General features: G+C 47.2%; 10 protein-coding genes and 2 tRNA genes. 1 reads left to right on the top strand and 11 read right to left on the bottom strand.

Annotated elements, in window-relative coordinates; genetic code table 11:
* Nucleotides 1–130: 130 nt before the first annotated feature.
* The 8 genes from DWY63_RS03975 to tadA all read right to left on the bottom strand — a co-directional run bounded on the left by DWY63_RS03975 (nucleotide 131) and on the right by tadA (nucleotide 10,851).
* Complete coding sequence (locus DWY63_RS03975; RefSeq protein WP_117801398.1) at nucleotides 131–1,975, bottom strand: ABC transporter substrate-binding protein; 1,845 nt, start codon at nucleotides 1,973–1,975, stop codon at nucleotides 131–133.
* A gap of 58 nt (nucleotides 1,976–2,033) precedes the next feature.
* Nucleotides 2,034–5,240 (bottom strand): response regulator, encoded by a 3,207-nt coding sequence (locus DWY63_RS03970; RefSeq protein ID WP_117801397.1) that lies wholly within the window; start codon nucleotides 5,238–5,240, stop codon nucleotides 2,034–2,036.
* 510 nt (nucleotides 5,241–5,750) lie between these two features.
* Nucleotides 5,751–6,536 carry a Cof-type HAD-IIB family hydrolase gene (locus DWY63_RS03965; RefSeq protein ID WP_242857168.1) on the bottom strand — a complete coding sequence of 262 codons (786 nt, stop codon included), beginning with the start codon at nucleotides 6,534–6,536 and terminating at the stop codon, nucleotides 5,751–5,753.
* Between the two features lie 99 nt (nucleotides 6,537–6,635).
* A tRNA-Pro gene (locus DWY63_RS03960) sits at nucleotides 6,636–6,709 on the bottom strand.
* Between the two features lie 236 nt (nucleotides 6,710–6,945).
* Nucleotides 6,946–8,241 (bottom strand): PcsB-like coiled-coil domain-containing protein, encoded by a 1,296-nt coding sequence (locus DWY63_RS03955; RefSeq protein WP_117761688.1) that lies wholly within the window; start codon nucleotides 8,239–8,241, stop codon nucleotides 6,946–6,948.
* A 190-nt stretch (nucleotides 8,242–8,431) separates the two neighbouring features.
* Complete coding sequence (locus tag DWY63_RS03950; protein WP_117509592.1) at nucleotides 8,432–9,865, bottom strand: RsmF rRNA methyltransferase first C-terminal domain-containing protein; 1,434 nt, start codon at nucleotides 9,863–9,865, stop codon at nucleotides 8,432–8,434.
* Nucleotides 9,866–10,037: 172 nt separating this feature from the next.
* A tRNA-Ser gene (locus tag DWY63_RS03945) sits at nucleotides 10,038–10,123 on the bottom strand.
* Between the two features lie 179 nt (nucleotides 10,124–10,302).
* Complete coding sequence (gene tadA / locus DWY63_RS03940) at nucleotides 10,303–10,851, bottom strand: tRNA adenosine(34) deaminase TadA (RefSeq protein ID WP_117509593.1); 549 nt, start codon at nucleotides 10,849–10,851, stop codon at nucleotides 10,303–10,305.
* Between the two features lie 107 nt (nucleotides 10,852–10,958).
* On the opposite strand from tadA, the gene DWY63_RS03935 reads away from it, so the two are divergent.
* On the top strand, nucleotides 10,959–12,140 hold the full coding sequence (locus DWY63_RS03935; protein WP_117801396.1) for a DUF6128 domain-containing protein: 1,182 nt from the start codon (nucleotides 10,959–10,961) through the stop codon (nucleotides 12,138–12,140).
* A gap of 8 nt (nucleotides 12,141–12,148) precedes the next feature.
* Here the strand turns inward: DWY63_RS03935 and DWY63_RS03930 are convergent, their stop codons facing one another.
* From DWY63_RS03930 to DWY63_RS03920, 3 genes are all read right to left on the bottom strand, one after another.
* Entirely contained in the window at nucleotides 12,149–12,844 is a 696-nt protein-coding gene (locus DWY63_RS03930; RefSeq protein ID WP_117801395.1) for an anaerobic ribonucleoside-triphosphate reductase activating protein, read from the bottom strand.
* A 102-nt stretch (nucleotides 12,845–12,946) separates the two neighbouring features.
* The gene (gene trpS, locus DWY63_RS03925; protein WP_022461312.1) at nucleotides 12,947–14,032 is read right to left on the bottom strand and encodes a tryptophan--tRNA ligase; all 1,086 of its coding nucleotides are present in this window, start codon (nucleotides 14,030–14,032) and stop codon (nucleotides 12,947–12,949) included.
* 164 nt (nucleotides 14,033–14,196) lie between these two features.
* The gene (locus DWY63_RS03920; protein WP_022461313.1) at nucleotides 14,197–14,961 is read right to left on the bottom strand and encodes a YlmH family RNA-binding protein; all 765 of its coding nucleotides are present in this window, start codon (nucleotides 14,959–14,961) and stop codon (nucleotides 14,197–14,199) included.
* Nucleotides 14,962–14,966: the final 5 nt, after the last annotated feature.

Raw genomic sequence — 14,966 nt, 5'->3', positions numbered from 1 at the left:
TCTGCGATATAGCTGTTCATCCTGTTCAAAAGGAGCTTTACAAAAATTAAGTTTAAAAAGATAAGAATTAAAAAGAACAATGGTACTATCATCTTTTTTCTTTTTGTTTTCGCCTGTTCTGTTCCCACTTTTATTTTTCAACCTCTATATAATCTTCCGGTGCTGACGGCTGCTGTCCGTTTTCCATTGCTGCGGTCCATGCACTTGATAATGTTGTGTTACCAAGCCGCCTGATCTCACATTCCGGATTTATTTTTTTCAAAACAGACATTGTGGTTTCTGTAAGAAGAATAGAGTACTCCTTTTCTTTGTCGATTTTTTTCTTATTTACTTCTATGTCCTTTAATGAGAATCCGTTTTCCTCCTGCCTGACGATTATTTTCATACCGGATGCAATTGGTAATTCATATTTATTGGTTATATGGAATTTCTCATCAGAATCAGCAAGATATTTCTCCGCAAGTTCATAAATCTCTTTGCCATTGATTTTTGCCAGGTATAATGGTGTATCTGAACTCTTTGCTGTCATCAGACCAACCCGGCTGCAGGTACACTCCCCTTTGTAAATGGAGGAAGTAAAATAATAATATGGTGCCAAAGCCAGCTGAGCATCCTTTTCTTCTCTAATCGTAGTTAAAATAGAAGATGCCGCATCACGACCGTTTTTATCATTTAGCGAAATGGAATATTCATTTTCAAAATTAACTGTGGTTTCTTCTTTTGAATCCTTACTGTTCATTGTGCTGCGAAAAGCATCATAAGCCTGTGTTTCATCCATTTCCCCTGACAATAATCCGTGAACAGCCTCAAGACTGGCATCAAATGATTTTTGAGCAGAATATCGGATATAAACAGAATTATTATTAATTTCATCTTCAAGGCCAGGTACATCTTCCATCATGTTTGGAACATCTACATTTAATGAAATTACACCCTTTCCATCTGCGATCAATGTTTGTCCTTCTTTTGAAATCATACACTCCAGGACATCGAATGCCAGGTCCAGTTTTTCCTGATCTTTTTCCAGTTCTTTGTTAAATGCAATATTCAGAGAAGGGGTCATATTTATAAAAGCTTCATCCGAAATCTGTGAAAAAAACGGTATACGAGTTAATTCTGCATCCATCTGTTCCTGAAATTCCTGCATAAGTGCCGGATAACCATGAAACATTGCTGCTTTTCCCTCAAGGAACATCTGCGTTGCAGTATTAATATCGACGCTGATATCATCATTTGTAAAATGTGAGTCCTTCAAAAATGTATTGGTTTCTGAAAAAATACGTTTCCATAACGCATCATCAAACGCGATATCCCCTGATGCACTTTCAGCTGAGCTTCTCCATTCGATTCCATCCAGACTCATAAATTCCCCAATTGCACCTGTCTGAATCACCTCATGAGCAGACCAGTCTTCTGCAAGATCCAGGGAATACGGTTTTATACCATTATCATAAAATTGCTGGCATGCCTGTGCATATTCCTTATAGTTTTTCGGTATCTTGATTCCATACTGTTCAAACAATGTCTTGTTGGCAATAATCGTCTGCGGTATACCGCAGATAGGAAGCCACTGAATCTCATTTTTTGAATTTTTATAATATTGCAATGCATAGGAGTAATACCTGGAAACCACGTCATAAGAAGCAAAATCCATTAGATATGGCTCTAGATCCTGTGCATCTTTTCCAGAAAATCGACGTACGGTTATGATATCCGGCAGTTCACCATGTTCCTCAAAATAGCTATATAAATCGGTATCGTTGTTACCGGTAATAAACTCAATATCCTGATCTGGAAACTGCTCATGGATATAGGGTACAATATTTTTCATTAAACGATTTTCCCACAGATACACGGTAAGGTGATCGTCATTTTTAGATACTGCTTTTTGAGATTGTCCACAGCCAGACAAAACAGTAATTGCTAAAAGCACACCTGACAGTAATGCTATCAGACATTGTTTTGCCTTTTTCATCCTCGTATTTTCCTCATTCTTTCCTGATAAAATCATTAATTCAATAATTAGGAAACAATTACAGCCAGTTTTCCAGAACATCATTCAGCTTATTCATATCCAGCGGTTTCGCGATATGTCCATTCATGCCTGTATTTTTTGCCAGCTGTACATCTTCTGCAAAAGCATTTGCTGTCATGGCAACAATCGGTAGTTTTCCCTGTTCACCCGGAAGGCTCCTGATTGCTGCGGTTGCCTCATAACCATTCATGACAGGCATTTGGATATCCATAAAAATAAGGTCATACAAGCCTTTCGGAGAAGCTTCTACTTTTTCAACTGCAATTTTTCCATTTTCTGCCGTTTCCACTTCCGCCCCTGTCATCTGCAGAATTTCAACGGCAATTTCTCTGTTTAACTCATTATCCTCGACCAGCAGAATTCTTTTTCCTGTGTAATCTGCTTCAGACAGCTCATCCAGATAATTTCTTGCTGTTTTTTCTTTTCTGCCAGAAGTAAACTGCCGCAATGTAGCCGTCAAACGGGAACGAAACAGCGGTTTTGCAATAAAAGCATCTACGCCTGCAGCCTTTGCTTCTTCTTCGATCTCGCTGAATTCATAAGATGTCAGTACAATAATGGTAATCTCTTTCCCTATCCGTTTCCGGATCTGTCTGGCTGTTTCAATTCCGTCCATATCCGGCATTTTCCAATCTAAAATAACAGCAAAGTAATCATTTTTTAGCTCATGATGTGCATAACAGCGCTCAACGGCTTCTCTGCCGGAGAGAACCCATTCGCCTGTAATTCCAATCTCCTTCAATGTGGCAACTGTACTTTCACAACATGTCTTATCATCATCCACAACCAGAACAGGTAGATTCATCAGATTTCTGTCCTGTTCTTTTTCTTTTTCCTGAAGTTCCAGATAAATTGTTACTGTAATTTTAGTTCCCTTATGTAAGGTGCTTTCCACTTTAATATTACCATTCATCAGGTTCACAATATTTCTGCTGATTGCCATTCCCAGACCTGTTCCCTGGACTCTGGTTGTCCGATGGTCATCTGCGCGGCTGAAAGGATCAAACATGATTTTCTGGAATTCCGGTGACATACCGATCCCATTATCCTCAATCGTAAATTCATAGCATCCAAGTTCCGAAAATCCGTTTGGCTTTTCCTCTATAGAAAAAGTAATATTCCCGCCATCCGGTGTATACTTGACCGCATTACTCATCAGATTCACAAATACCTGCTGGATTCTCAGGCTGTCACCACAGACACTCTCATGTTCAATGTGATTAATGTGTATATCTAAATTGTGTTTATGTTCATCAATCACCGGTTTTGTGAGTGTTATAAGATTATCCACCAGATCTGGCAGATTGAAATCCTCCTGTGCCAGCGTCATTTTTCCACTTTCAATACGTGCCATATCCAGCACTTCATTAATCAGCCCCAGCAGATGACGGCTTGATTTTGTAATTTTGCTGAGACATTCAATGACTCTGTCCTGGCTCTCAATATTTGCTCCTGCAATTGCTGTCAGGCCGACAATGGCATTCATCGGTGTCCGGATATCGTGGGACATATTGGAAAGGAATTCTGTTTTCGCACGGTTTGCATTTTCTGCAGACCGGTAAGCCTCTTTCAGTGCCTGACGGGATTCAATCTCTGCTTTCTTCTCCTGTGTCACATCCATGGATGCCAGCAATACCTTTTCCAGCTTTCCATTCTTCCATTCCAAAGGAATATAAGAAGCGATCTTATAAGTCTTTTCATCCAGGCTGCAGTACTCAAACTTATAAATATCATTTTCACTTTTCAGATTCTTCCGGATATTTTCCGGTGCGATCAGGATGTCCATAGTTTCCAATGTTTCCAGTGTCTTATACTTTTCAAGAACCTGCATCTGAAAATCATGATAGAATCCCAGAGGTTTATATAGCATCTGTCCATTCAGGTTATAGAATTCATATCTGTCATTTTCCAGATCACAGACAACAAAGCGGTCAACCAGACGCACAATACTCTGAATCAGCTGCTCCATGGAAGCATTATCCGCTGCCATCTGCAGATGCCGTGCGCTCTCTACCTTTGTCTCTGTGATATCACGCAGAAAGATCATGGCATATTCTGAATCCTCTATTTCGCCACGTATGACCACATTGCGGACCCATCGTTCTTCTCCATTCAGAGTGATACGGCACTCTAAAGCCAATTCGGTTTCCAGACCCTTCAGCCTTTCTGCAATATAACCACGGTCGTAAAAAGAGGATACCGCCTTCTTATCTGTCTCCACAACATAGGAATCCACAAAATGACGGATCAGTTCATCCCATGTATGACTCTGTTCAAAGACTGTCATCAGGGACGGTTCAACCTTAAAGGTATCAAAAGTATTCGCTTCCAGATTTACATAATACTCACACAAATCTGCTTTCGTAAAAGCCCGGTGGAAAGCAGCAGATTTTTGTGCCTGCATGGCCTCTTTTTTTTCCGCATCAATATTAATAAAAATCCCGGCAATCCTGCTGGCAGAACCATCCAGACGGCGTATTACTTCTGCCGATGCCCGAAACCACTGGTATTGATTATCCTTCATTCTCATACGATACTCTACCTGGTATTTTATCTGGTTCGTCTTATCCTTAATTGCCGCCTGAAGCTGCACCATTACTCTTTCTTTATCCTGTGGATGCAGAAGATCTGACCAGGATTCCAGTTTATTCGGAAAGTCCAGAGTGTCATGATAGCCAAGCATTTTTCGGAATTCATGACTCCAGTTTGCATTCACAATCTCACTGTTTTCGTCACAGTCAAAATACCAGAAGCCGGAACAGATAGCCTCATTGAGCAGTGTCAAATTTACATGATCCCAGTTGACCTGTACGGACATAACCCAGATCTGTCTGCCCGCCTCATCTGTCGCATCCTCTTTACAAAGCCGTACATTTTTCACTGTACCGTCTGCTGTAAGGATCTGTGCTTCCCCTGTTCCGTGAAGCTGCAAAAAATGGTCTCGCTCCTGTCTATCTTCCTCGTCATAAAAGAAGTTTCTCAATGAGCCTTTTGTCTGTTCCATGAAAGTATCGAATGTATATCCTGTACTATGCAACAGCAGATTATTCACAGACAAAATAGACAGGTTTTGGTCATAAGATCCTGTCATTATACCTACCCCGCCATTATTTTCCAGTGTTTTCTGTACGGCCTGTGACATAGCCTGTGTCTGTCCCGTTACAGCCTCACCTAAAGAATATATTTTGTCTTCATACTTTTCCATTTTATAAAAATCCTCTCTCTGTTTTATGCTTCATTATCCTGCTTTTATCTGTATACAGAGAACCTGTCCCTGCCAGTTTTACATTTACGTTATAATATCCTACAAAACGTGAAAAACAGGTATACGGATTTGAGAAGTTGCAGCCACTACACACAATATTCATACAAAATTCTCTTTATGTTTTCAATTTTTATAGGCTTTGCCAAGTGAGCATTCATTCCTGCTGCCAGACACTTACTCCGATCGTTCCTGCTGTAAAACGGTATCTGAGGCTTTTTTTATTTATCTGATTTTTTTCTGTTTCCATGGAACTTCTGAACGCTCACCTCCTGGTATCATTACAAATATACATAAAAACTCATTTTTATATTACCATGAAATTTTTTACTTTGCAATGCACATACCTTTTCAGACGCTGCTTTTCTTGTTTCCTTTTTCAGAAAATTGCAACCAAAGGGGCGCACCTGAAAATTTCTTTTCAAATGCGCCCCTTCGCTTTCTTTTTTTCTGTCAGATCAATCCGTAATGCTCCATCGCCTTTGCCACGCCGTCCCGCTCGACGGTATCGGTTACGTACTCTGTGTACGGATCCAGAATCTCATCATGTTTTCCAAGCGCAATGGTGTGTGCGCCGCACCGGAACATGGTAAGGTCGTTGCTGCTGTCGCCAAATACGTATGCATCTTCTTTCTCCAGCTGAAACTGTTTCAGCGCATAGTCCACAGCTGTTCCTTTGCTGCAGCCGTGCGGAACGATTTCGTATACACCGCCGCGGCGATCCATGATATCAAACTCCTGCTCAAATTCACGGTACATACGTTCTATATCAGACTGTGCATCGGTTACGATACAAAATTTATCGTAAATGATTCCTTTTGTCTCCGCTGTCTCCGCGAGTCCGATTCCGACAGCAGCGAAATAGGCACGGGTCTGCTCGACCTCCCGAAAACGGGATACCTCCGACGAAAAATAAACATTATCCGTTCCCTCCAGAATCATGCCGATCCTGCACTCCTTTAAAATAACCGGGATTTCCTCACAGCGCTTTTTCGGAATCGTCTGATGCATCAGGATTTCGCCGTCCCGGCGCAGATAGGTCCCGCAGCCGCACAGAAATCCGGAAAACGGAAGCTTTTTCAGCTCCTCGGGCAGCTCCGACCAGGTGCGGCCGGTATTAATAAACGTAAGATTTCCTTTTTCCGCTGTCTTTTTCAATGCATCGAGCGCGCTCTGCGGAATTTCTTTTGTAATCTCACTCAGTAACGTTCCATCAATATCAAAAAATAATGCTTTCACAAAAATTTCCTCCTCGTGTACTGTTTCCTGTTCTCTTTCTGACATACGAAAAAATGCCGAAGCTCTTGATTGTCAAGGCTTTCGGCATTTTCATTCCAGTCGAAGCGACGGGATTCGAACCCACGACCTCTGCGTCCCGAACGCAGCGCTCTACCAAACTGAGCCACGCTTCGATTTTATTTGTTTTCTGAACTCTCGTCCGTCAACAATAGCTATTATATATGATGTCTATAGGAATGTCAACACCTTTTTTGAAATTTTTTTAATTTTTTTTATTATTGCTTCAAAAGGTACATTTCACACGGGTTTGCGGCCTTTTTGGTGTTCTTTTAGAATGACAGTTTCTGAGAAAGTCAAAAAAAGAGATATGCCGGAAGTTCTGTTCCGGCATATCTCTTATCTTTGTTTCTCAGCTCAGCTGATATACATCTGCATACTGCACGCCGAAGCTCAGCGCCTCGGAATGGCTGCTGCAGAAGATGTCTACGTGGCCGTAAGCGGTTCCGCGGTCTTCTACCGTGTAAACCTGGCCGTTGATCATCAGTTTCGTTCCGAATGGTACACCGCCCATGGCGATCGTTCTGCCGGCGGTCGGTGTGGTTCCGCTCGCGGTGGATCCGCCGGACCACTGTCCGGTACAGATGGAACAGGAGCAATAGCCTGTCAGTTTAAATCTTCCAAGGTATGTTCCGCTGGAGGAGCTGCTGGAAGTATCTGACGCGGATGGACTCCCCGTTGTCGTGGAGGATGCGCTGCTGTCCGAAGAACTGCTTCCGGAGCTGCTGCTTGTATCGGTATCTGCTTTCGCTGCGGCATTTGCTGCTTCTGCGGCTGCGACTCTTGCGGCCTCGGCTGCCTGTTTTCTGGCGGCCTCTGCCTCAGCTTCTGCGGCAGCCTGCTGTGCGGCGGCTGCTGCGGCTGCTTCCTCTTCTGCTTTCTTCTGCGCTGCAATCTCCTCTTCTTTCGCCTGACGGATCAGGTCGTTGATTGCATCTGCTTTGCTGTTGATTTCATCTACCAGTGCACTCTCGCTGGATTTTGCATCGTCCAGCTCTGCGGAGTAGGTACGGAGTTCCTGATAAGCTGCTGCGTACAGCTCCTGGATTGCTTCCTGCTGATCGCTGCTCTGCTGCTGCAGTTCTACGATCGCTGCCTGCTCTTCCTGCACCTGTGTTTCTTTTTCTTTTACCTGGTCTACCGTGTCTTCATACTCCTGCATAAGATCGCGGTCGAAATCGGAAATTTTCTGTATGTATTCTGCCCGGCTGATCAGCTCTGAAATGCTTTTGGAAGAAAAGAGCATTGCCATGTATCCGTTTCCGGAAGAATTTTCATACATATACTGGATACGGAGCTTCATCGCCTCGTACTGCTCTTCTTCTTTTGCTTTTGCATCTTCCAGATCTGCCTGAATCTGTACCAGTTCGTTCTGCTTCGCATCATACTGATCCTGAAGCTCCTGCAGACGGTTCTGCAGATCGTCCAGCTGCTGGTTCAGTTCGGAAAGATATTCTTCTGATTGTCCCTTTTTGGAATTGAGTTCGTCAATCCTGCTCTGTATGCTGTCAAGCTGAGACTGTGCGGCAGCCTGTTCTGCCTGAGCATTTGAAATTTTCTCCTTTGTACTGGCACCATAGCATGGCAGAACGGTTGCTGCCGTAAGCACTGTGGCCAAAACCAGGCTGAATAATTTCTTTTTTTTCATGTCGTACACCTCATACTTATTACGTTCTGTTGCTGATTGTCACTCCAAGTTACTGCGGAAAATGGGCCTTTTTTCCCGCCGTACTTTGCCATTATAACACAAGTATGTCTGAAATGAAAGTCTTTTTTAATTTCTGTTAATAACTTTGTAATATTTCGACGTTTTTCCTGCAAAAACTGGCATGATTTTTCTACTTTCTCCATCCAACAGGGTACTTATTTTTCAAGGTTCCATTGACCAGTTTGCCCCATCCAAGGCCGAATCCATCGACGCAGACCAGCTTCCAGCCCGACGGCGATGCGGTCTCTCCCGGCTCTACGGAAATTGTCTCACCGTGGAGATATTTTTCGGTACGCTCGTCATCTGCCTTTAAATTCATGTAATCTTTGAACTTGTCCGCGGAGAGTGTCACGGCAAACGGCTGTGACGGCTCGAAACGGTCTTTTTTCAGTTCACCGAGATACAGACCGTTCCGCAGGAAATGAAGATTCCGCACGCCATCCGGCAGGGACGGGGAATGGTATACTTTTCCGGCGCGGACTTCCAGTTCCTCCACCGGGATCGGTGCTGTCATCCGGGACAGGAAATCGGAAAGGATCTGTTTTTCTGCTTTCGACGGACCCGGTGCTTCCGTTCCGCGGTCTTTTTTCCGGTTTTTCTGTTTTTTGTTTTTCTTTTCGATCGGTTTTTCTTCTGTCTCATAAGGAATGGCTTCGCCTTTTTTGCGGAACAGGGCAAGGTAATGGCCCTCGCCGTTCATTTTATGCGGCCAGATGCGCACGGTCTTTTCGATCTCCGGATCGCCGTTTCCCCAGACTGGATTGCCTTTTGAAAAACCTTCGTAGCCTTCCATCTCGATCAGTTCCATTTCCGGGAAGTTTTCCAGAAGGAAAGAAACGGTTCCCTCGTCCTCCTGCGGGGCGAAGGTACACGTCGAATACATCATGAGGCCGCCCGGACGCAGCATTTTGACAGCATTCGAGGTGATCTCGCGCTGCAGATCCGCAAAGAAATCCGGCCGCTCCGGGGTCCAGGTGCCGATGACTGCCTCATCTTTCCGGAACATGCCCTCGCCGGAGCACGGTGCATCCACGAGGATTTTATCGAAGAAGCCCGGGAAGACGTCTGCAAGGCCTGCCGGTGTCTCATTGGTGACAAGCACGTTTTCACTTCCGAACAGCTCCAGATTGCGCAGCAGTGCTTTGGCGCGGGCGTTGCTGATGTCATTGGCGACGAGAAGGCCGGTTCCTTTCAGGCGCGCATTCAGCTCGGTTGCCTTGCCGCCCGGTGCGGCGCAGAGATCGAGCACACGTTCACCCGGTTCGATCGGGAGGCGGGACGCCGGGGTCATGGCGCTTGGCTCCTGCAGATAGAAGACGCCTGCCGCATACAGCGGAGACTGGCCCATGCGCATGCCGTCCGGCACGAAATAGCCGTTTGGAATCCACGGAATTTTCTTCCACGTTCCCGGAACAAGCGGCGGGAAATCTTCGGTCCGGCATTTTTTTGTATTCACACGCAGCCCGGCTGTGCGGGGTGCGTCGTAGGAAGTTAAAAATGCATCAAATTCATCGCCCAGCATGTCCTGCATGCGGGTCAGAAATTCCTGTGGTAACTGCGCCATGTATTGTCTCTCCTTTTTATTTTGCTTTGTTGTGCATCGGTCCCTTTTCGTGAACTGGCGATGCTTTTTCTGTCTTTGTTTCTTTTGTTTTGCATCTATTTCATAATTTCTCACAGAAAAAGAGACAGCTTTTTCGATTTTTCAATCTTTTTGCTGTCTCTTTTTTGCATAGCGGAGAAGAAGGGATTTGAACCCTTGCGCCGTTTCCGACCTACTGGTGTTCGAAGCCAGACCCTTCAGCCTCTTGGGTACTTCTCCGTATTTTGTCAAATACATCATATATTATAGTGCTTTTTTCGGGATTCGTCAATGATTTTTTCGATGGTTTCCGATGGAAATACGGGGATTGTATTTTTTACGGAAATATTCGAAAGTGCAACTTACTCAAACAAATAATCTTCCTCAGGCAGCATCCCATCCCGATGCTGCCTCTTCTTTTATTCTTTCCCTTCTTCCGCCCTCTTCCTCTCTTCTTTTTTCTTCTTTTTCACCACCCGCAGTCTCCGGAAAAACGCACTCAGCATCTCCGAGCACTCTTCTTTCAGCACGCCGCGCTCGACCTTCACCTGATGGTTAAACTCGTGCATTTCCAGCATATTTAAGATCGATCCCGCGCAGCCCGCCTTCGGGTTCATGCTGCCGATGACGACTTCGCTGACTCTCGCCTGTACGATCGCACCGGCGCACATCTGGCACGGTTCCAGGGTGACATACAACGTACAGCCCTCCAGCCGCCAGTCGCCGAGCTTTTTGCTGGCTTTCCGGATCGCATTCAGTTCCGCGTGGGACAGCGTGTTTTTATCCGTATTTCTGCGGTTATACCCCCGCGCAATCACCTTTCCCTCGTACACAATCACACAGCCGATCGGCACTTCCATCAGCTTTTCTGCTTTCTTCGCCTGCGTAATCGCCTGGCGCATGAAGCGTTCCCGTTCTTTCCGGTGCGCTTTTTCCTCCGGCGTTTCCAGCTTTGTTTCTTCTTCCATTGTGCACTTCCTTTCTTCTCTGCGTATATTTTCTGTCCTTCCCGCATATCGTGAACTGTAGCGCAGTATCTTTTTCTACTCTTTTTACTTCTATGCAGGAGGTTTTTATGTCTGATTACCGGCGTTTCATTGCCTATCTATACGAATACCCGAACAACCGCAAGGGCGGATGCTGCGGCTTTGTCCGCGTGGAGTCGCAGAACGGTTTCTGCCGCATGGACTTCCAGATCAAATCGCCGTCGCTTCCGCCGGAGACCTCGGTCACGGTCTACGGATTTATCCGCCGGTCAGGGCGGATGTACGGCATTCCGCTCGGAAATCTCCTTGCGGGGCGCTCTTCTACGAGCGGAAAACTCTTCACGCACTCCGATGCCATTGGGCAGACGGATGTCACGCTCGACGAGCTTGGCGGTCTGATCCTGCTCTGCCGCCAGACCGGCGTCATCGCCACCCAGTGGGACGATCTTCCGATTCAGCCGGAGTTTTTCGCTCCCACGCTCCCGCAGGAGCCCAAAACATCCGCAGACAATGGTGCCAGACCGACCGAAGAGAAAACTGCCGAAACACCCGAACCTCTGGATCCCGCCGTACCTGCGCAGTCCCTGCCATCATCAGACGCTTCCAAAGCACAGTTCGATGAACTTTCCACAGAATTCAGCAGCAATTCCGAACTTTATCCACAAAATTCCAACCCGGAATCCACCGTCTCCACAGAATCCACATCAACTGACACGGTAAACACCGTTCCTGCAGACAAGATCACGCAATCATCCGCCAACACACTCCATCCCGCATCCGCGGAATCTGTGAAAACCGCAGAAAGCTATCCCTCTGCCAACCCGGAACCGCCGCAGCCCATCCCGGATTCTGCCGCCCAGCCGCTACATATGACTTCCGCCGATTTTCCCGCCGCAGCAGCCGTGCCGCCGTCCCGGGCTGCTCTCTATCTCCAGCTTCAGGACCAGTTCCCGGAGTTCCATCCGTTCCCAGATGATGATCTGACCGACTGCCTGCGCCTATCACTCGACGATCTTCCACAGCTCCGCGCCGCCGGTCTTTCGGTGGATGCGAACCGCTTCGTCCTCCATGGCTCCTCGTCCTATCGCCATCTGCTCCTCGCCCGGAACCGCGACCAGCAGGAACTCTGGTATTTCGGCGTCCCCGGCGTCTACACGCCGAATGAGCAGTTCATGGCAAGCCTCTTCGGCTTTTTCCACTTTAAGCAGGCGATGCGCCCATCCGAGCTCGCGCCCGATGCCCGCTTCGGCTACTGGTACCGCACGCTTTAAAGCGTTTTTTAATCCACGCCGCGGATCTCCACCGTCTCAATCTTTCCGCGCAGGATCTCGCAGAACCGCTCGAGCTGCTCCCTCGCATACCCCGAGAACCTCGGATCAATCACATAATCCGATTCCCGGTAATTCTGCAGGAAGTACCGTTTTGCCCCGGAAAGCCACTTTCCGATCGCTTCGATCTCTTCCCTTCCATGCAGCTCTTTGCAGAGCGTTGTCCGGAACTCATAGTCCACCACGCCGCTCTTTAAAAACTCGACCGACTCATTGATCCGCATCACATCGATCTTTTTCACGCCCGCCGTCTCGCCGTACCGGGACGGCGCGTTTTTGATGTCCATGGCGACGTAATCGATTTTCTTCTCTTCCACCAGCTTTTTCAAAATCTCCGGCCGGTATCCATTCGTATCGAGCTTCACAAAATATCCCAGTTCCTTAATTTTCGTCACGAACCGCTCCAGATCCGGATCCAGCGTCGGCTCACCGCCCGTCACGCAGACGCCGTCCAGCACGCCGCACCGCTTTTCGAGCACTGCAAAAATCTCCTCCTCCGGAATCACCGGCTCCCATTCGGGATGCTGCACGAGATTTCCGTTCTGGCAGAACGGGCAGCGGAAATTACATCCGCCCGAAAACAATGTGCACGCCACCTTGCCCGGGTAATCCAGCAGCGTCAGCTTTTGAAATCCATGTATGACCATATGCTATCCTCTCTGACCGCAGGACTCCGAACTTTCGTCCGCCCTGCAACAGAAAAAGCGGAACCATAATGTCCGCTTTTTCCATTTATCTTCTATTGGTAATTATTTGCCGTAACGCTCTGCCTGGGAACGGATCAGGTCCAGATCATCAAAATAGTTGATTTTCATGGCTGCTTTGACATCCGCCAGTGTCTGAGCGGCAACTTTTTCTGCCTCTTCGCTGCCTTTTTTCAGCATCTCGTAGATCGCCGGAATGTCTTTTTCCAGCTCTTTTCTGCGGTTACGGATCGGCTCTAAGGTCTCCTGCAGTACATTGTTCAGGAACTTCTTCACTTTGACATCGCCAAGGCCGCCTCTCTGGTAATGTGCTTTCAGCTCGTCGAGATTTGCGTAATCCGGCAGATAGCGCTCGAAGTGCTCCGGCTGGCAGAATGCATCGAGATAGGTAAATACGGTATTTCCCTCGATCTTGCCCGGGTCGGTGATCTTGATGTGATCCGGGTCGGTGTACATGCTCATGACTTTTTTCTTGATCTCATCCGGCTCCTCGGACAGGTAAATGCAGTTTCCGAGCGATTTACTCATCTTCGCTTTTCCGTCGATACCCGGCAGACGTCTGCAGGAATCATTCTCCGGCAGCATAATCTTCGGCTGCACAAGTGCCTCGCCATAAACCGTATTGAATTTGTGGACGATCTCCTGTGTCTGCTCGATCATCGGCATCTGATCCTCTCCAACCGGAACGGTCGTTGCCTTGAATGCAGTGATATCGGCTGCCTGGCTGATCGGGTAGGTGAAGAATCCAACCGGGATGCTCGCCTCAAAGTTTCTCATCTGGATCTCCGATTTTACGGTTGGGTTTCTCTGCAGTCTGGAAACCGTAACGAGATTCATATAATAGAAAGAAAGCTCACACAGTTCCGGAATCTGAGACTGGATAAAGATGGTGCTCTTTTCCGGATCAAGTCCGCAGGAAAGGTAATCCAGTGCTACCTCCAGAATGTTCTGGCGCACCTTCTCCGGGTTGTCCGCATTGTCGGTCAGCGCCTGTGCGTCTGCAATCATGATGTAAATTTTATCGAATTCACCGGAGTTCTGCAGCTCCACGCGGCGGCGCAGTGAACCAACGTAATGTCCTACATGCAGCTTGCCGGTCGGTCGGTCGCCGGTCAGTATAATTTTTCCCATTTTTTCTTCCTGCCTTCCTGATACGTAATCTTCGCAGTCCGCTTCTGTATGAAAAATTTCATGAAAATTCTCATAACTGCGGACCTTCTACATACCCTCTATAATACCGTCTTTTTACAAACACTGTCAATGGTCTTTTCCTGTAAAATCCCTCAAAATATCTATTATGAGACAAATCGTTCAACAGCCACGTACAGCCTTCCCTTTTTCGTCTGGTTCTGCACGCCCACATAGCGGAATTTTCCCATATGGCGCACGGTCACGAGATCGTCCTCTTTTAATGACGCACTCGGCGATGTCACCAGCTTTCCGTTGATAAACACCTGGCCGCCCTCGATCAGCGGCACCATTTTGCTCCGCGAACTGCTGAACGCCAGCGACAGCACCGCATCGAGCCGCACGGAAGCGACGGAGCCTTCTTTCCGCTCGGTTTTCGGCTCCGTCAGCTCCTCCGGCAGTCCCGCCTCGACTTCACAGTACACGCTCGTATGGCGCACTTTTTTCAGCTCCGCACAGATGTAGTCCGCCATATCCGCCATACAGATCAGATACGCCTGGTTTCCATCGATCAGAATGTCTCCCAGCTTATACCGCTCCACGCCGAGATTCATCAGTGATCCTAAGAAATCACGGTGTGACAGCGCATCCGCAAATTTTTCATTCAGCGGGCTGATGCGCACGACTGCGATCGGAAGCATCGACGCATCACCGTCCTCTGCATAGGATGGCAGAAACAGCGCCGCTTTCCGCTCTGCCGCCTCGTATCCGCCGGACAGCACGTAACGCACGCCCGGGATTTTATTTACCGTACGGTAGAACAGATCCTGCTCCGCCAGCGTCAGAAACTCCGTGTGTGACGGAACATCCCTGTGATAACACTGCTCTGCCAGATCCTGAATCCGTCCGACCAGCACTTCTTCCTCATTCATGGTAA

The sequence above is a fragment of the Blautia sp. AF26-2 genome, from assembly GCF_003460955.1.
In the GTDB taxonomy this organism is placed as follows: domain Bacteria; phylum Bacillota; class Clostridia; order Lachnospirales; family Lachnospiraceae; genus Fusicatenibacter; species Fusicatenibacter saccharivorans.
This window is presented reverse-complemented; position numbering and strand designations above follow the sequence as displayed.

Bases quoted from the DNA above. Each gene is read 5' to 3' on its own strand.
- tadA (WP_117509593.1), bottom strand. From the start codon at position 10,851: ATGGAAGAAGAAACAAAGCTGGAAACGCCGGAGGAAAAAGCGCACCGG.
- DWY63_RS03920 (WP_022461313.1), bottom strand. From the start codon at position 14,961: ATGAATGAGGAAGAAGTGCTGGTCGGACGGATTCAGGATCTGGCAGAG.
- DWY63_RS03930 (WP_117801395.1), bottom strand. From the start codon at position 12,844: ATGGTCATACATGGATTTCAAAAGCTGACGCTGCTGGATTACCCGGGC.
- DWY63_RS03975 (WP_117801398.1), bottom strand. From the start codon at position 1,975: ATGAAAAAGGCAAAACAATGTCTGATAGCATTACTGTCAGGTGTGCTT.
- DWY63_RS03950 (WP_117509592.1), bottom strand. From the start codon at position 9,865: ATGGCGCAGTTACCACAGGAATTTCTGACCCGCATGCAGGACATGCTG.
- DWY63_RS03970 (WP_117801397.1), bottom strand. From the start codon at position 5,240: ATGGAAAAGTATGAAGACAAAATATATTCTTTAGGTGAGGCTGTAACG.
- DWY63_RS03955 (WP_117761688.1), bottom strand. From the start codon at position 8,241: ATGAAAAAAAAGAAATTATTCAGCCTGGTTTTGGCCACAGTGCTTACG.
- trpS (WP_022461312.1), bottom strand. From the start codon at position 14,032: ATGGGAAAAATTATACTGACCGGCGACCGACCGACCGGCAAGCTGCAT.
- DWY63_RS03935 (WP_117801396.1), top strand. From the start codon at position 10,959: ATGTCTGATTACCGGCGTTTCATTGCCTATCTATACGAATACCCGAAC.